This window comes from Streptomyces sp. bgisy130 (genome assembly GCF_057708345.1).
This window is the reverse complement of sequence record NZ_JBYISA010000022.1, coordinates 23,458-40,014: the sequence shown is the minus strand read 5'-3', so window position 1 is coordinate 40,014 and position 16,557 is coordinate 23,458. Positions and strand designations below refer to the sequence as shown.

Here is a 16,557-nt window from a genome sequence, read left to right as displayed (position 1 = left end):
CCCTTCCCGCCGTTCCTGGCGCGCGGACTATTTCCGTGCACGGCACCGATCTACGCACCGCACCGATCTACGCACAGCACAGACAAGAACAGGTGAGCCTTCCTCATGACCACATCGGTGGACCCGACGTCCGGCCCGCAGACGTCCGCGCCCGAGCAGACCCGCTCCAGCCTGGACACCGCGGCGGCGCGCAAGCTGGCGACCACGACCAAGACCGTGCCGCAGATGCAGGGGATCTCCTCCCGCTGGCTGCTGCGCATCCTGCCCTGGACGCAGGTCTCCGGCGGTGCGTACCGCGTCAACCGCCGGCTTACCCACACCCTCGGTGACGGACGGGTGGAGTTCGTCTCGACCGGGTCCGAAGTCCGGGTGATTCCGGCGGAGTTGCGCGAGCTGGCGCCGCTGCGCGGCTTCGCCGACACCGCGACGCTGGAGGCGCTGGCGGACCGGTTCGTCCAGCGGGAGTTCGCGCCCGGTGATGTGCTGGCCCGGGCGGGCGGGCCGACCGACCGGATCGTGCTGATCGCCCACGGCAAGCTCGACCGTGTCGGCACCGGCAAGTACGGCGACGAGACCGTGCTGGGGGTGCTGGCCGACGGTGACGCGATCGGTGCGGCGGCGCTGCTGACCGCGGACGCGGAGTGGGAGCACTCCGTACGGGCGGTGACCCGGGTGACCGCGCTGACCCTGTACCGCAGCGACCTGGAGGAGCTGCTGGGCCGGTCGGAGTCGCTGCGCACCCACCTCGCGGACATCGGTGCCGCCCTGGTGCCGGCGCAGAACAAGCACGGTGAGGCGGCCATCGAGCTGGCCGCCGGCCATGTCGGCGAGCCGATGCTGCCGGGCACCTTCGCCGACTACGAGCTGTCCCCGCGGGAGTACGAACTCAGCGTGGCCCAGACGGTGTTGAAGGTGCATTCGCGGGTCGCCGATCTCTACAACGACCCGATGAACCAGCTGGACCAGCAGCTGCGGCTGACCGTGGAGGCGCTGCGGGAGCGCCAGGAGCACGAGATGGTCAACAACCCCGGGTTCGGGCTGCTGCACAACGCCGATCTCAAGCAGCGCATCCACACCCGCAGCGGTCCGCCCACACCGGACGACCTGGACGAGCTGATCTCCCGGCGCCGTAAGACGCAGTTCCTGCTGGCGCATCCGCGGACGATCGCGGCGATCGGGCGGGAGTGGAACGCCCGGGGTATCTACCCCACCACCGCGGAGGTCGAGGGCACCACGGTCCGTGCCTGGCGGGGCATTCCGCTGCTGCCCTGCAACAAGATCCCGGTCACCCCGGACCGGACCAGCTCGATTCTGGCGCTGCGGGTCGGCGAGGAGAACCAGGGCGTGGTCGGGCTGCACCAGACCGGCATCCCGGACGAGTACCGGCCCGGCCTGTCGGTGCGCTTCATGGGCATCAACGACCAGGCGGTCATCAATTACCTGGTCAGTGCCTACTATTCGGCGGCGGTGCTGGTGCCGGATGCCCTGGGCATTCTGGAGGACGTCGAGATCGGTCACTGAACCGGCGGGTCCCCGCACCCGGGTGCCGCGTCCGCGCGCGGCCGTCAGCGCCGTCGGCGTGGCACCCGGGTGACGTCCGATCAGGTATCCCGTATCCCTCCTGACCTGCGCCGTTCTGCCTTTGGTCGAGCCATTGGCAGAACGGCCATTCCCTTGGCAGGGCGTGCCCTGTTGCGCATCATGAACGCACCGCATGTGCGTGACATGTACGCGACCACCCCTCGGTCCTTGTCAGGAGTTCACATGGAGCCCGCCCCCCGCCGCCCGGCCCGCCGGCGCCTGCTGACCGGTGCGGCCGCGCTCGCCGCGTCCGCCGCACTCACCCCCCGCACGGCGGGCGCCACCGCCGCCCCGCACCGGCGGACGCCGCACGGCGGCGCCTACCCCCCGGTCCACTGGGTTCCGGCGAACCCGGCCAACTTCACCGCCGCCGACCGCCCCGGGCAGTATCCGGTCGAGCGGGTCGTGGTGCATGTGACCCAGGAGACCTACCGGGACACCCTCAAGCTGTTCAAGGACCCGGCGCACAAGGCGGCCGCGCACTATGTCGTACGGTCCGCCGACGGCTATCTCGCCCAGTGCGTACGCGAGCGGGACGTCGCCTGGCACGCCGGGAACTGGGGCTACAACACCCGCACCATCGGCATCGAGCACGAGGGCTGGATCGACGACCCGACATGGTTCACCGACCCGCTCTACGAGCAGTCCGCTCTGCTCACCGCCGCCATCTGTGACCGGTACCGGATCCCCAAGGACCGGGAGCACATCATCGGCCATGTCGAGGTCCCCGGCACCGACCACACCGACCCCGGTGAGTTCTGGGACTGGGCGCGCTATCTCCAGCTGGTCAACGACGTCTCCTGGCACACACCGGACGACCCGGTCCGGCGACACGACGGACGTTCCGCGGGTCTACGCATTCCTGACACCTCCGGGTCATAGTGAGCGTCTCCGGCGCCTGGGACAGTTGACGTGAGGTCAGGGGGGATCGTGAAGCGGCGATTCGGTCGGGTTCGCGCGATGCTGACGGTGCTGGTGGCATGGGGTGTGCTGGCCGGCGGAGGGGTGGCGGGCGGGGCGCCGGCCGCGGCCGCGGCGACGGATCTCCGCCGCTCCGGCGCCGTGTCGGTGGCACCCGGGGTGGCCTACGGCGAGTTCCGGATGACGCTGCCGCGCGGCACCGTGCACGGGCATCTGCTGACCGTCGATCTGGCCGATCCGCGGGTCACCGTGGATCTGCTGTACCCGGGGGCGGTCGGCGCACGGTCGCCGGTCTCCCAACTGGCCGCGGAGCGCCGGGCGGTGGGAGCCGTCAACGGCGACTTCTTCAACATCACCGAGACCCAGCACCCGGGGGTGCAGCCGACCGGCGCGTCGGTCGGCCCGGCGGTGGCCTCCGGGCGGCGGCTGAAGGGCGCGGTGCCCGAGGGGCAGCGGTTCGGTCCGGCGATGCCGCCCGGTGCGACCACCGAGGACGTGATCGGCGTCGGCTATGACCGCCGCGCCCGGCTGGACCGGCTCACACTGCGCGGTGCGGTGCTGACCGGCCAGGGGGCCCTGCCGCTGCGCGGGCTGAACCAGTACGCGCTGCCGGTCGGCGGGATCGGCGCGTACACCGCGCAGTGGGGTCCGGCGTCCCGGGTGCGCGCCACCTGCGGGACGGACACCGACCGGGCGGCGCCGTGCAGTACGGAGACCGCGGAGGTGACCGTCCGGCACGGCCGGGTGACGGCCCTCGGAGAGGTGCCGGGCGCCGGCGGGGTGGCCGTGGGCAGTGTGGTGCTGGTGGGCCGGGAGGAAGGGGCGCGGCAGCTGCGCGGGCTGCGCCTCGGTGACCCGGTGAACGTCAGCTCGTACCTCGTCGGCCAGGGGCACGGCCGGCTGCGCTGTGCGGTGGGCGGCTTCCCGATCGTGCGGGACGGCGCGCCGCTGGCCGGCCTGGACACCGCCGCCGTGGCGGTGCGTACGTCCGCGGGGATCGGGTCCGGCGGACGGGTGCTGTACCTCATGGCGCTGGACGGGGCGCCGGGCCAGACCGGCCTGACGGTGCACGAACTGGCGGAGCTGATGGCGCAGTTGGGTGCGCGGGACGCGATGGACCTGGACGGCGGCGGGTCCTCGACCCTGGTCACCGGCGACCAATACGGGGCCACGGTCCGCAACCATCCCTCGGGGGGCGCGGAGCGGCCGGTGCCCAATGCGCTCGGGGTGTTCTCCGCCGGGTGAGCGGACGGTGCCGCGACGCCGGCGCCGCGTCCCGGGCGCCGGCGGGCCGCCCTCGTCACGGACGCAGGCTGCTCACCACGTCGGCGGCGCCGGAGAGCCCTTGGTGGATGTCCGGGGCGAGGCTGCTGCTCGCCAGATAGAAGCCGAGCAGCGCGCACACCAGGGCGTGCGAGAACTTGAGCTTGCCGCTGCGCAGGAAGATCACGGCCAGGACCACCAGCAGCAGGACGACCGAGATGGAAATCGCCACGGGACGCACACCTCCTCAACCGCCGCCCGAACGGACGGCAAGGGGTGGCCAGTTTGGCGTATTTCAGGGTATGTCCGGTTCTTGTCCGGGTGCTCCGATCGGGTGGATCACTACGGGTCACGGAGCGGCGGGATGCCGGGACACGGCGGCGGCGCGGGCCGGGCGGCACACCGCCGGCGTGGCGTGGATCACCTCACTCCCTGCAACGAAGTGTGGCGATCGGTCGTCTTAGCGGCCGACATCGCCGCCCTCCCCCCTGCCGACGGAAAGCCCCGAGATGAGCCAGCCCCTTTCCTTCCGCCACCGGACGTTCCGGCGGCGGTGCCCCGCACTCGCCCTGGTCACGGCCGTCGGCGCGGGCACGCTCAGCGCGTGTGCGGGCCTCTCGGCGCCGGCGCCGGTGGCCGACCCGGTGAAGGTGGCGCTGGGGGCGGCCGGCGGCACCAGGACCGTGCAGGCCGGGGACAAGCTGAAGGTGACCGCGGAGGGCGGCGTGCTGACCGAGGTGACGGTCACCGACCCCAGGGGCCGGCGGCTGCCCGGCGGGTTCGGGGCCGATGGCACCTTCTGGACCTCCAGCGCCGAGATCGCCCCGGCCACCAAGTACTCCGTCGTCGCCAGGACCAAGAGCGACCGGGGCGGCGTCGGGGCGGCCAACGAGTCTCTCACCACCGCGCAGCCGGCCCGGCTCAACACGCTGGTGGTCGATCCCGGCACCCAGGACACCGTGGTCGCCGTCGACCGGCTGCTCACCCTCACCTTCGACCACCCGGTGACCGACCGGGCCGCGGTGGAGCGCCGGCTGCGCGTCACCACCGACGACCGGACGACCGGTTCCTGGGACTGGACGAAGAACCGCGACGGCAAGGACCAGGTGACCTGGCGGCCCGCACAGCGCTGGAAACCTGGCACCGAGGTCCGGCTGCGGGCGGAGCTCGACGGGGTGGATTCCGGCGGCGGCCGCTACTTTTCCGGCGACTATGACCTGAACTTCACCATCAGCCGGAGTTGCACCGACTCGGACCTGGGGCGGGTTTGTGGCAAGGTCCACGTGGGTGACCCCGCCGGGATCACCCCGTCCTCCGTACGAGGGAAAGACGACCACACCACCGGGATCGGAGACTGGCACGAGCGGCGATCCCCATGGCGGGCGAAACAGCGCCCTCGCGTCGAGCAGCTGACCCCTTTCAGAGCCTAGTGTGACGGAATGAGCACCGTGCAGGACCAGGATCAACTCACGGGGTGGCGGCGCTTCCGGCGCCGCGTCCCCAATGGCTTCGCCATCATCTTCAGCGTATTGGGGCTCTTTTGTGCCCTGACGGCGCTGATCGGGCCGCTCCGGCGCGGACTCCACCCGGTGATCTACTGGCTGGACACCCTCACCATCCCGGTGGCGCCGAACTTCGCCTATGCGGCCTTCCTCTTCCTTCTGGGCGCGGCGATGACCGCCCGGAAACGGGTGGCGCTGTGGTTCGTGGTGGCCTACATGGTGCTGGTCACCCTGGCCGACGCGCTGTTCCTGGCCGCCGGGTACTGGGAGTTCGCGTTCTCCCTGGTGCTGTGTGCCGGGGCGCTGGTGCTGCTGCTCGTCTCGCACCGCGAGTTCTACGCGATCACCCGGCGCGGTGCGTTCCTGCGCGCCATCCTGGTGCTGGCCGGCGGGCTCGTGGCGGCGGTGCTGATCGGCTGGGGCATGGTGTCGCTGGCCCCGGGCACGCTGGAGGCGGGCGCCGCCAACCGGCTGCTGTGGACGGCCAACCGCGTCTGCGGCGGGCTGGTCGGCGGCCATCTCGTCGAGGGCCATCCGCCGCACTGGATCAGCGCCGTCCTCGGTCTGCTCGGTGCGCTGGCGCTGCTGAACGCGGCCGCCACGCTGTTCCGTTCGCAGCGGATGGAGGCCGCGCTGCACGGTGACGAGGAGGACCGCATCCGGGCGCTGCTGGACCGCTACGGCAGCCAGGACTCGCTCGGTTACTTCGCCACCCGCCGCGACAAGGCCGTGGTCTTCTCCCCCAGCGGCAAGGCCGCCGTCACCTACCGCGTCGAGGCCGGGGTCTGTCTGGCCAGCGGTGACCCGGTCGGTGACCGCGAGGCATGGACCCAGGCCATCGAGGCATGGCTGGAGGTCGCCGGACGGTACGGCTGGCAGCCGGCCGTCATGGGCGCGAGCGAGGACGGCGCCAAGGCGTTCGCCCGCAGCGGTCTGAACGCGCTCCAGCTCGGCGACGAGGCGATCCTGCACGTCAAGGACTTCGACCTGGCCGGCCGGGAGATGCGGGTGACCCGCCAGGCCGTCAACCGCGTCGAGCGGACCGGTGCGACCTTCCGCGTACGGCGCCACTCCGCGCTGACCGACGAGGAGATGCAGGAGGTCATCCACCGGGCGGACGCCTGGCGGGACACCGAGACCGAGCGCGGCTTCTCCATGGCGCTGGACCGGCTGGGCGACCCCGCCGACGGGGAGTGCCTGCTGGCCGAGGCGTTCGACGGTGACGGCAACATGATCGCGCTGCTGTCGTTCGTCCCCTGGGGCACGGACGGCATCTCGCTGGACGTGATGCGCCGCGACCGCTCCGCGCCCAACGGCGTCATGGAGTTCATGGTCGCCCAGCTGTGCGCCCAGGCCGGGGCGATGGGCGTGCGCCGGATCTCGCTGAACTTCGCGGTGTTCCGCTCCGCCTTCGAGGAGGGCGCCCGGATCGGGGCCGGCCCGGTGCTGAAGGTCTGGCGCCGGCTGTTGCTGTTCTTCTCCAAGTGGTGGCAGCTGGAGGCGCTCTACCGCTCCAACGCGAAGTACAACCCGGAGTGGTATCCGCGGTTCCTGTGCTACGCGGACGCCGGTGCGCTGGCCCGGATCGCCCTGGGTTCGGGTATCGCCGAGGGCTTCGTGGACGTACCGAGCCTGGGCGCGCTGTGGGGCAAGGGCCACAAGAAGCGGGTGCTGGCCCCGGCGAGCACCGCCGGTCTGCCCTCGCTGGACGAGCTCGGGCTGGTCAAGGCGGCGCCGGCCACCGATGAGGAGTTGCACGCACAGGAGCTGGCCGCGCTGCCCGAGCAGGTGCGGGTGCGCCACCTCAAGCTGGAGCGGCTGCGCGAGGCCGGCACCGACCCGTATCCGGTGGGCGTGGTGCGTACGCACACCCTGGGCGAGGTCCGCGACGCGTACCCGGACCTCACGCCCGCTGCGCGGACCGGCACGTCCGTCAGCGTCGCCGGGCGGGTGCTGCTCACCCGGGACCACGGCGGGGTGCTCTTCGCGGTGCTGCGCGACTGGTCGGGCGATCTCCAGATCGCGCTGACCCGGGACGGCAGCGGCAAGGAACTGCTGGACGGCTTCGGCTCGGACATCGACCTCGGTGACCATGTCGAGGCGGAGGGCGAGGTCGGCACCAGTGACCGCGGTGAGCTGACCGTGTTCGTCACCGGGTGGCGGCTGACGGCCAAGTGTCTGCGGCCGCTGCCCGACAAGCGGCGCGGGCTGTCCGACCCGGAGGCCAAGGTCCGCCAGCGGTATGTGGACCTGGTGGTCTCGACGGACGCGCGGGACAACCTGCGGGCGCGCAGCACGGCCGTGCAGGCGCTGCGCCAGGGGCTGATCGACCGCGGCTATCTCGAGGTCGAGACGCCGATGCTCCAGCAGATCCACGGCGGCGCCAACGCCCGTCCGTTCCACACCCATATCAACGCCTACGACCTCGATCTGTATCTGCGGATCGCGCCGGAGCTGTATCTCAAGCGGCTGTGTGTGGGCGGTATGGAGAAGGTCTTCGAGATGGGGCGGACGTTCCGTAACGAGGGCATCTCCTACAAGCACAACCCCGAGTTCACGATGCTGGAGGCGTACCAGGCGTTCGCCGACTACGGCGTGATGCTGGACCTGACCCGGGAGCTGATCCAGGGTGCGGCGATCGCCGCGTTCGGCAGCGCCACCGCCCGTAAGGCGGACGGGAACGGCAAGCTCGTCGAGCACGACATCTCGGGGATCTGGCCGGTCAAGACCGTGTACGGCGCGATCTCCGAGGCGCTCGGTGAGGTGGTCGACGCGGACACCGCGCCGGACCGGCTGCGCCGGCTGTGCCATGCCTCGGCGGTGCCGGTGAAGCCGGAGATGGGCCGCGGCGACATCGTGCTGGAGATGTATGAGCGCCTGGTGGAGGAGAAGACCCAGCTCCCCACGTTCTACAAGGACTTCCCGACCGATGTGTCGCCGCTGACCCGGCAGCACCGCAAGGACCCGCGGCTCGCCGAGCGCTGGGACCTGGTCGCGTTCGGCACCGAGCTGGGCACCGCCTACTCGGAGCTGACCGACCCGGTCGAGCAGCGCCGGCGGCTCACCGCGCAGTCGCTGCTGGCGGCCGGCGGTGACCCGGAGGCGATGGAGCTGGACGAGGACTTCCTCCAGGCTCTGGAGTACGCGATGCCGCCGACCGGTGGTCTGGGCATCGGCGTGGACCGGCTGGTGATGTTCCTGACCGGACTGTCGATCCGCGAGACGCTGCCGTTCCCGCTGGTGCGGCGCCGCTGACGGCATCCGGGCCCGGCCACGGCGGGCACCGGACGGCTGAGGCCACCCCCATGTCACGGGGGTGGCCTCAGCCGTTCACGGGCGCCGGTCAGGGGCGGTACCCGGGGTCATCCGGGCGGGTCCTGCCGGTCCTTGCCGCCCGCGGGTCAGCCCGTCCCGCCGCCGGAGCAGCCGGCCGGGGTCGATGCCGCCGCCTGCGAGTACTTCCACTCCGGGTCGAGCAGTTCGGTCTTGAGCTGCTTGGCCGCGGCCGGGCTCTCGACGATGTAGCCGAAGTCCTGGAGCCAGGCCGGGTAGAGGTTCTTGGAGCCGATGTAGAACGCCGAGTCGTCCACCGACACGAGCTTGTGGTGCAGTGCGTAGGGCTTGCCGTCGGCCCAGGTGGCCCGGTCCGAGCTGCGGAACGAGGCGAGCTGGAGGTTTTCGCACATCGCCCGGGACGCCTTCTCGTTGTCGCCGGTGCGGACGACGAGCCGCTTGCGCAGAATGTCGCTGATCTCGTCCAGGGACTTGATCTGCGAGTAGCCCCCGCTGCCGACGGCTCCGCGGTTGGCGGGGTCGCTGACGACGATGCGGACCTTCACCCCGGCGGCCAGCTTGCCCGCGAGGGTGTCGTAGGTCCGGATGTCGTAGCGCGGCAGCGGCGGGCAGGTGCCGTTGAGATCCTGCTGGGAGATCTCGATGTGCTCCCGGGCGCTGCCGATGAGCGAACGCAGCGCGTTCTCCTCGGGGTTGACCGTGTCGTAGTCGCGGTCGTGGTTGGTGTGGTCGGGCAGTCCGACGGTGCACTTGGTGTCGGGGGCCGTGGGCAGGTCGGGGTGGTAGCCCGAGGAGGGGTCGGACTCCTTGATGCCCACGCCGAGACCGCCGACGGCGATGACGGGGACGTCACCGGCCGGTTCGGCGGGGTCGGCGGCGCGGTCCTTCTCCAGGGACGGCATGCAGGAGGCACCGTTCGAGGTGGCGAGCCAGACCTTGGCGGGGTCGGCGGCGTTGCGGCAGGTCCAGTCCCACAGCGTGTCGAGGTACTTCCCGGCCGAGCGGGCGGCCGGCCCGCTGAGCGCCATGTCGACGTCCGACACCGGGTGGTCGGTGTCGAGGTAGTCGTCCTTCCAGCCGTTGATCCCGCCCGTGATGGCCGTCTTCCCGTCGACCACAAGGAGCTTGGAGTGATTCCAGGAGAGCGACGTCTTGGACGTGGTCATCGAGGCGACGTTCAGCGTGACCTTGCCGGCCGCCGGCCCGAGCTTGTCGATCAGGTCGTCGCGGTAGCGGGACGGCACCACATTGAGGTGGTAGACCGGGGCGGCGCCGACCAGGATGCGCACCCGCGGGGAGTGCCCCGCCTCGACGGACGCCTTGAGGCCGGCGACGACGGCGTCCTCGAAGCCGCCGTTGGGGAACGGAGCCAGCGAGGAGATGTCCACGGTGTGCCGCGCGGCGGCGATGTTGCGGGTCATCTTGTCGAGCAGCCGCCGGGTGCCCGCGCGGTCCTTGCAGTGGGCGTCGCCCCAGCAGCCGGGCGTCTGGAGCAGCCAGCCGGCCGGGTCGCCGTCCGGGGCGTCGAGCCGGTTGCCGTCGGTGCGCTCCCACACGGAGCCTTCGAGGCCGGGGGAGGTGTCGTGAAGCGACCGTTCGATGGCGTCCAGATGCGGGGTGGGCGGTGTGTCCGCGGCGTATGCCGTCGAGGCCGGAAGCCCCGCGCACACGGCCGTCAGGGCGAGGGACGCCGGTATGAGGCGGTGGAGGCGGTGAGGAGCCAAGAACTTGCCTTCTTACGGTGACAATGACGAACCGGGCGCCGATCGCACAGCGACGATCGTCCGCCCGGCTTTGGTTGCCACCAGAACGTACCGGCTCCTTCCGCTTCTCTCCGCGCAGGAGTCGATCTTCGCTACACCTCCAGTTCCCGGCGCGGCTTCCGCGGTGCCCCGCGGGTGATTCCGCGGCGGACCGGGCCCAATGGGGGGACGTTCAGAACCAGTTGACGGTGAGCGGGAAGTCGGCGGTGGCGGTGGCGCCCCGGGCGTCGGTGGCGGTGACGGTGACCGGGAGGGTGCCGGTCTGCCAGGGTCTGCCGGTGATACGGCCGCCCGCGGCGTCAAGGGTCAGACCCAGGGGCAGGCCGGTGGCGCGGTAGGTCAGCGGGGCTGTGCCGCCGGTGGCGGTCAGCTGGACGGTGCAGGTCCGGCCGAAGCGGCAGGTCTGCGGGCCGGGGGTGGTGAGGGTGAGGTCGTCGCCGGGCGGTTCGGTGCCGCCGGTGTCGAACACCCCGGTGACGGGGGTGGCGGTGGCGGCGTTGCCCGCGTGGCCGGTGCCGTACATGTCCTCGAAGGTCCGCAGCAGGCTGAAGTGGTTGTAGTCGCCGCTCACCGCGCCCCGTTTGACCTGGGCTCCGTGGAAGACGGTCGCGATCCGGTTGGAGCCGAGGTAGTTGTCCTCGTCCCAGGTCACCATCAGCAGGCTGTTGTGGTCCTTGGCCCATCGGGCGTAGGAGTCGAGGTTGTTCCTGAGCCAGGTGTCGCCGCTGCCGACCGCGCAGTCGTGCATGTCGTTGCACATGTCCGGGATGACGAAGGACAGCGTCGGCAGCTGCGTGAAGTCGTCCTTGGGGAACTGGGCGAAGGTCTTGCCGGAGGCCACCGGGACGTTCTTGAAGGCGAACCAGGGGTTGTGCTTCTGCGCGTAGCGGCCGCTGGAGCAGGTGGTGGAGCCCTCGTTCGGCAGTCCCTCGTTGTAGCTGGCGAAGGTCTTGCCGGCCGCGATCAGCTCCTGGCCGAGGTTGGCGGCGGACATCGACTGCGCGGTGTAGCAGCCGTCGCCGGTGACGCCCTGGGTGGCGCCGGAGAAGAGGTTGAAGTAGTTCGGCTGGCTGGGGTGGGTGAGGGCCTTCATGCCGGTCAGCTCGGCGCCGTCCTGGGCGAGTTGGTTGAGGTAGGGCGCCTGGGCGTTACCCGTGATCTCGCCGTACTGCTTGTTCTCGAAGACCACGATCACGACATGGTCGTAGGACGGCAGCGCGGACCGGACGGTACGGGCGTCCGCCGCGGAGGCGACGGCGAGCAGACCGAGCGTGCCGAGTGTCGCCACGACCGCCCTGCGCAGGCGGATCGCTGTGCGTCTCATCAGGTTCTCAGCTCCGTGTCCGGGGGGGGGGAGGGACGGATAGGGGGCTTCAGTCCTCGCGTCGGGCCGCGTCCGCGACGGCGATCCGCAGAAAGCGCGGTACGGGCAGGTCGCAGCGGCGGCAGGCGTCGGCCACCGCGGCCCGGACCGCCGCGCGCCGGTCGGGCGGCATCAGCAGCAACACGCTGCGGCCCGGCCGCTGTCCGGGCCACGAGGCGGACCAGGCACCGGCGCGCAGGGCGTCGTGGACCGCGGTGGCGAGCGCGGTGGCGGTGGCCGTGGCGCCGCCGGTGGAGCGGCGGGCGGTCACCAGCAGCAGGCTCGGCTGCGGGCCGCCGTCCGGGGCGCGCAGCGGCCGGCAGCTGCCGTCCGGCGCGAGCAGCCGGCCGGGACGGGCGAAGAGCACGGCCCGGCGCAGCGCGTCATCGCCGGGCACTCCGGCCGCCAGCAGCCGCGCCAGCTGTGCGCGGGCCGGCGGGCAGCCGCCCCGGTCGGCGTGCACGGACGCCACCGCCAGCGCGGCCGCGCACTCCAGCGGCTCGGCGCCGGACAGTCCCACGGCCTCCGGCAGGGTGGCGTTCAGGCAGAGATCGGCGCCGTCCCGGCCGATGCCGGCGGCGGCGAGCGTGCGCAGCGCGGCGTACGGGCGGGCCGCCCAGCCGGGGGCGTGGCCGGCCGGTCCGGTGAGCGGGAGTTCGGTGGTCTCCGCCGGGTGGTGGAGCGAGCCGCAGCGCAGCATGCCGTCCTCGCGCGAGGCGACGGCCGCGGCGACATGCCAGTTGGCCGCCGCGACCCAGCCGGTGCGGGGCGCCGTACCGGTGCCGGGCGGAGCGGCGGGCGGGGTGAGCCGGAAGGCGTACGGTGCCCGCCACACCGCTTCGGGCGGGCGGTGGTACGCCGTCGCGAAGCCGTGGGCGAGCAGCCGTACCAGGGGGTCCGCGGTCGCGCGGCGGGCCAGGTCCACCGTGTTCATCCCAGCTCTTTGCGGGCGAGCAGCCGGTAGGCGTTGCCGCCGTCGGTGGCCCGGGCGATCGCGGTGCGCAGGTTGTCGACGGCGAGGGCGGCGGCGTAGCAGGGAACGGCCATGGCCTGTATGGCGCTTCGGGCGGCCAGGCGGGTGCGGGTGGCGGGGACGGTGGCCCAGGGGGCGAGGGGGTCGGGGACGATCCCGTTCGCGGCGAGGGCGACGGCGCCGAGGAAGTCCGCGTTGTTCTGGTGGGCGGGGCCGTGCTGCTCGGCGAGGACGGTGAAGCCCCGGGCCTCCAGGGCCTGTTTGAGGTTGCCGGCCGGCATCAGGTGCTGGTGCTGGGGCTGGAACCAGGGCAGCCAGTAGCGGCCGAGCAGCCGGGCGATCCGGGACTCGGGGTCGGGGAGTTCGATCAGCAGATGGCCGCCGGGGGCCAGGACCTTGACGGCGGCGTCGAGTTCGGCGCGCGGGTCCCGGGTGTGTTCGAGGTAGTGGTGCATGCTCACGGTGTCGTAGCGGCCGGCGAGGCGGTCGGCGAGGTCGGGGAACTGGCCCTGGTAGGCGGTGTCGATCCAGCCGCGCCGTTCGGCCTCGTGGACCCCTTCGCCCATGTCCAGCCCGTCGAAGCGGGTGTCGGGCCAGACGCCGCGGGCGACGTTGCAGAAGTGCGCCCCGGCGGTGCCCACGTCGAGCCAGTCCCTGGGGGTGGTGAAGGGCCGGAGCAGCTCGGCGCGGTCGCGGTAGGTGGCGGTCATCCGGCCAAGCACCAGGGCGGCGCCCTCGCCGCCGAGGCCCTCGTAGAAGTCGCGGTAGTAGAAGTCGAGTCCGTCCGGGGTGAGCCGGGGGTTCTGGAAGACATGGCCGCAGTGGCGGCACTCCTCCAGGGTGAAGCGGCCTGGCTTGCCCTGGAGCAGGTCGGGCATCCGGACCCGTACGACGGGGTCGGGGGCCGCGCACCAGGGGCAGTCGGCGCGGCGGGGTTCGAAGAACCGGTCGGTGCCGGCGGCGAGGTCGGCGGTGTACGCGGCGTGGCGCGCCGGGGCGCCGGCGACACGGGGCTGCTCGGCGGGCGGGGTGGCCAGGGTGCGCAGCGCGGCGGACAGGGAGCGCAGCGGACGGGACGCGGTGGCGCGGGCCAGGCCGGCCGGGCGCAGGCCGCGGGCCGGGCTCAGTACGGCGGCGGGCTGGAGCCAGTACAGGGCGGCCGCCGCCGTGCCCCAACGTGGCGCCGACAGCGCGCACTTCACCAGCAGGGCTAGCCCGGCCAGCTGGGCGGCGGACATCAGGGCCGGCGGCAGGCCCCGGGCGCGGAGCTCCTCGGCGCGCCGGGTGGGGTCGGGGTGCGGTGACCGCAGGCCGGGGGCGATGGCCCAGCCGGTGGCGTCCGGGGCGTACTCCTTGAGGGTGCGCAGGAGGCGGATCAGGCCGGCCACCGACTGCGGCGGCGCCTCGGTGCCGAGCCCGGCACGTTGGTGGATGTCGTCGGCCACCAGCAGGGCGTGGCCCGCGCCGTGGCCCGGCGCGCAGCGGTCCGTGCGGTGGGCGGCCGGGTCGAGCAGCCGGAGCAGGCCGAGGACGCTCTCGGCGTCCAGGTGGGCCGGGATCAGGTCCACGACGCGCAGTCCTTCGCGGGTGGCGTGGGCGACCGCGGCGCGCAGGGTCGCCTCGTCGGCCACGACGCCGGGCGCGGTGATCAGCTGCCAGCCGGACAGCGGGGGCCGGGCGGTGTCGTGCGGCCCGGCGGGGTCGAGCACCGGCAGCGCGGCGAGCCTGCGGCGGGCGCGTACGGTGCCCGCCCCCAGGGCCGTCACGGCGACGGCCGCCGCCCATCGCGTGCGGTGTCCCGAACGGTGCGCTCGCGTCATCTGGCTCACGGTCCCTTCTCGTTGTCGGTCGGGGCGGTGCCGGGTGCGGCCGGGCCGGGGCGCGGTCCGGGCCGCAGCTTCTCCAGGCGGTCGGCGGCGGTGGCGGCGCCGCCCGCCGCGGCGAAGGACGCCTGGATACGGCGGGCCGCACGGCGGTGGGCGGGGTCGTCCAGCACGGCGGACAGGGCCTGGTGCAGCTCGTCCGCACGTGCGCGGCCGAAGCGCACCCGTACCCCCGCTCCGGCCTCGGCCACCTGGCGGGCGACGATCGGCTGGTCGTCGCGTACGGGTGCCACCACCAGCGGCAGCCCGTAGGCGAGCGCCTCGCACACGGTGTTGTGGCCGCCGTGGCACAGCACCGCGTCGAGGTGCGGCAGCAGCTGGAGCTGGGGGACGTACTCCTGGTGCAGCAGGTGCGGCGGGATGTCGCCGGCGAGGTCGCCCGGGGCGGCCAGGATCAGCTGTGCCCGGTCCGCGAGGGCGTCCGCGGCGCGCAGGACCGCGGGGTAGAAGCGGGCGCCCGCCGCGCGGTTGAGGGTGCCCAGCGAGACGAGCACCCGGGCGCGGCCGGGGTCGAGCCGGCGCCACGGGAAGTCGCCGCCGGCCGGGCGGGCGCCGAAGGCGGGGCCGACGAACGCGTAGTGCGGCGGGTACCGCCCGGCGGCGCCGACGGGCCCGGCGTCCTGGGTGCGCTCCGGGCCGTCGTCACCGATGAGCGCGGGGGTGGAGAAGACCAGGACGAGGTGCGGGGAGAAGCGCGGGTCCCAGCCGCCGGGGGCACCGCACTCGGCGAGCAGTGCCGCAATGCGCTGGCTCACCCACTCCCCCACCTTCGGGAAGTCGTCGAACGGCCGGACGATCTCCGCCGAGGTGGTCGCCGAGGTCGCCCAGGGCAGGCCGTGCCGGCGCGCCACCACCGGCCCGGCGAGGGCCTGTTGGTCGGTCACCAGGATGTCGGGGCGGAAGGCTTCCACGGCGGCGTGCACTCCGGGCAGCATGGCGCGGGCGAGCGGGATGAGGGCCTCCGCCCAGAGGAAGCGCAGGGCGGCGATGCCCCGCAGATCGCGCCATCGCGCGCCGCCCAGCTCCTGGCCGCCGGCCGCGTTCCGGTCTCCCGCCGGGTAGAGCCGGGATCCCGTGGGGAGCAGGGGCGTCACGGCCGCGGCGGGGCCGGTCCAGGCGACCTGGTGGCCGCGCGCGGTGAGTTCGGCGGCGACGGCGAGGGTGGGGTTGACGTGCCCGGCCAGCGGCGGGACGACGAACAGCACTCTCATCGGGCCACCGCCCCGGCCGGTGCGCCGAGCCGGCCCAGCAGCGCGTCACACAGCCCCTCGGTGGCCTCGTTGAGCACGGTGTGCCCCACCCCGGGCAGCACACACAGCTCACAGTCCGCCGCACTCAACGCCAACTCGCGTGCTCCTGGGACGAGTTCGGAATGCTGCCCGTAGACGGCGAGGACCGGGCAACGCAGCCGGGCGAAGTCACGGGAGGTGAAGGGCGCATCGGCCGCGATGTCCTCGATGAGGGTGGTGTGGTTGAGCAGGGCGTCGGCGGCGGCGGTCAGCCGGGCCTCCTTGCGCCGCCCGAGTGCGGCCAACTCCCCTGCCAGTGAACGGTGTTCGAGGCCGAGAGCCGCGACGGAGAGGGTGTCGGTCATGTCCTCGATCCAGTCCCCGGTCAGATGGGCCTCGATCAGGACGACGGAGGCGACGAGATCGGGCCGGACGAGGGCGGTGTGCAGCGCCAGCGCGCCGCCGTAGCTGTTGCCGACGAGATGGACCGGGCGGCGGTCGAGCCCCAGGGAACCGAGCAGGGCGACGAGATCGGCCACCGAGGTGGCCCGGTCGTAGCCGGTCAGCGGGCGGTCGCTGCGGCCGTGCCCCCGCTGGTCGTACAGGAGCACGTCGTGACCGGCGCGGGAAACGGGGCCCGCGAGGGTGCAGTAGAAGCTCGACAGGTTGTCCATCACCAGCCCGTGGACGAAGACGACGGTGGAGCCGTCGGGCCGGGGGCCGCCGTGGCCCGGCAGCCGCTGGGTGTGCAGGCGCAGCCCGCCCGCGGGTGTGAGGGCCATGGC

The 16,557-nt window shown here is 72.9% G+C and carries 12 protein-coding genes; 5 read left to right on the top strand and 7 right to left on the bottom strand.

Annotated features, from left to right (window positions below; all coding sequences use genetic code 11):
- The first annotated feature begins 105 nt into the window (after positions 1-105).
- The 3 genes from AC3EUV_RS25315 to AC3EUV_RS25305 all read left to right on the top strand — a co-directional run bounded on the left by AC3EUV_RS25315 (position 106) and on the right by AC3EUV_RS25305 (position 3,747).
- Entirely contained in the window at positions 106-1,521 is a 1,416-nt protein-coding gene (locus AC3EUV_RS25315; protein WP_435603964.1) for a family 2B encapsulin nanocompartment shell protein, read from the top strand.
- 243 nt (positions 1,522-1,764) lie between these two features.
- Positions 1,765-2,463 carry an N-acetylmuramoyl-L-alanine amidase gene (locus tag AC3EUV_RS25310; RefSeq protein ID WP_432143731.1) on the top strand — a complete coding sequence of 233 codons (699 nt, stop codon included), beginning with the start codon at positions 1,765-1,767 and terminating at the stop codon, positions 2,461-2,463.
- Between the two features lie 78 nt (positions 2,464-2,541).
- Positions 2,542-3,747 (top strand): phosphodiester glycosidase family protein, encoded by a 1,206-nt coding sequence (locus AC3EUV_RS25305; RefSeq protein ID WP_432143810.1) that lies wholly within the window; start codon positions 2,542-2,544, stop codon positions 3,745-3,747.
- 55 nt (positions 3,748-3,802) lie between these two features.
- Here the strand turns inward: AC3EUV_RS25305 and AC3EUV_RS25300 are convergent, their stop codons facing one another.
- Positions 3,803-3,997, bottom strand: coding sequence for a hypothetical protein (locus tag AC3EUV_RS25300; protein ID WP_387236296.1), 195 nt, complete (start codon positions 3,995-3,997; stop codon positions 3,803-3,805).
- 277 nt (positions 3,998-4,274) lie between these two features.
- On the opposite strand from AC3EUV_RS25300, the gene AC3EUV_RS25295 reads away from it, so the two are divergent.
- Both AC3EUV_RS25295 and lysX read left to right on the top strand, forming a co-directional pair.
- On the top strand, positions 4,275-5,195 hold the full coding sequence (locus AC3EUV_RS25295) for an Ig-like domain-containing protein (RefSeq protein WP_432143730.1): 921 nt from the start codon (positions 4,275-4,277) through the stop codon (positions 5,193-5,195).
- Between the two features lie 9 nt (positions 5,196-5,204).
- On the top strand, positions 5,205-8,522 hold the full coding sequence (lysX, locus tag AC3EUV_RS25290) for a bifunctional lysylphosphatidylglycerol synthetase/lysine--tRNA ligase LysX (protein ID WP_435603963.1): 3,318 nt from the start codon (positions 5,205-5,207) through the stop codon (positions 8,520-8,522).
- Between the two features lie 146 nt (positions 8,523-8,668).
- Here lysX and AC3EUV_RS25285 read toward each other — a convergent pair whose 3' ends face one another.
- The 6 genes from AC3EUV_RS25285 to AC3EUV_RS25260 form a co-directional block, all read right to left on the bottom strand.
- Positions 8,669-10,285, bottom strand: coding sequence for a phospholipase D-like domain-containing protein (locus AC3EUV_RS25285; RefSeq protein WP_432143728.1), 1,617 nt, complete (start codon positions 10,283-10,285; stop codon positions 8,669-8,671).
- Positions 10,286-10,496: 211 nt separating this feature from the next.
- Positions 10,497-11,648, bottom strand: a complete 1,152-nt coding sequence (locus AC3EUV_RS25280; RefSeq protein ID WP_435603962.1) for an alkaline phosphatase family protein — start codon at positions 11,646-11,648, stop codon at positions 10,497-10,499.
- Between the two features lie 49 nt (positions 11,649-11,697).
- Positions 11,698-12,621, bottom strand: coding sequence for a galactokinase (locus tag AC3EUV_RS25275; RefSeq protein ID WP_432143726.1), 924 nt, complete (start codon positions 12,619-12,621; stop codon positions 11,698-11,700).
- Positions 12,618-14,480 carry a class I SAM-dependent methyltransferase gene (locus AC3EUV_RS25270; protein WP_432143725.1) on the bottom strand — a complete coding sequence of 621 codons (1,863 nt, stop codon included), beginning with the start codon at positions 14,478-14,480 and terminating at the stop codon, positions 12,618-12,620. Before AC3EUV_RS25270 ends, AC3EUV_RS25275 begins: the two co-directional genes overlap by 4 nt.
- Before the next feature lie 5 nt (positions 14,481-14,485).
- Positions 14,486-15,748 carry a glycosyltransferase gene (locus tag AC3EUV_RS25265; protein WP_432143809.1) on the bottom strand — a complete coding sequence of 421 codons (1,263 nt, stop codon included), beginning with the start codon at positions 15,746-15,748 and terminating at the stop codon, positions 14,486-14,488.
- 2 nt (positions 15,749-15,750) lie between these two features.
- A complete protein-coding gene (locus AC3EUV_RS25260) occupies positions 15,751-16,554 on the bottom strand; it encodes an alpha/beta fold hydrolase (RefSeq protein ID WP_435603961.1) in 804 nt (267 codons plus the stop codon).
- Between the last annotated feature and the right edge of the window lie 3 nt (positions 16,555-16,557).

Coding starts and splice junctions, on each gene's coding strand:
- AC3EUV_RS25315 (WP_435603964.1), top strand. CDS start 106: ATGACCACATCGGTGGACCCGACGTCCGGCCCGCAGACGTCCGCGCCC.
- AC3EUV_RS25310 (WP_432143731.1), top strand. CDS start 1,765: ATGGAGCCCGCCCCCCGCCGCCCGGCCCGCCGGCGCCTGCTGACCGGT.
- AC3EUV_RS25305 (WP_432143810.1), top strand. CDS start 2,542: ATGCTGACGGTGCTGGTGGCATGGGGTGTGCTGGCCGGCGGAGGGGTG.
- AC3EUV_RS25295 (WP_432143730.1), top strand. CDS start 4,275: ATGAGCCAGCCCCTTTCCTTCCGCCACCGGACGTTCCGGCGGCGGTGC.
- lysX (WP_435603963.1), top strand. CDS start 5,205: ATGAGCACCGTGCAGGACCAGGATCAACTCACGGGGTGGCGGCGCTTC.
- AC3EUV_RS25280 (WP_435603962.1), bottom strand. CDS start 11,648: ATGAGACGCACAGCGATCCGCCTGCGCAGGGCGGTCGTGGCGACACTC.
- AC3EUV_RS25275 (WP_432143726.1), bottom strand. CDS start 12,621: ATGAACACGGTGGACCTGGCCCGCCGCGCGACCGCGGACCCCCTGGTA.
- AC3EUV_RS25270 (WP_432143725.1), bottom strand. CDS start 14,480: ATGACGCGAGCGCACCGTTCGGGACACCGCACGCGATGGGCGGCGGCC.
- AC3EUV_RS25260 (WP_435603961.1), bottom strand. CDS start 16,554: ATGGCCCTCACACCCGCGGGCGGGCTGCGCCTGCACACCCAGCGGCTG.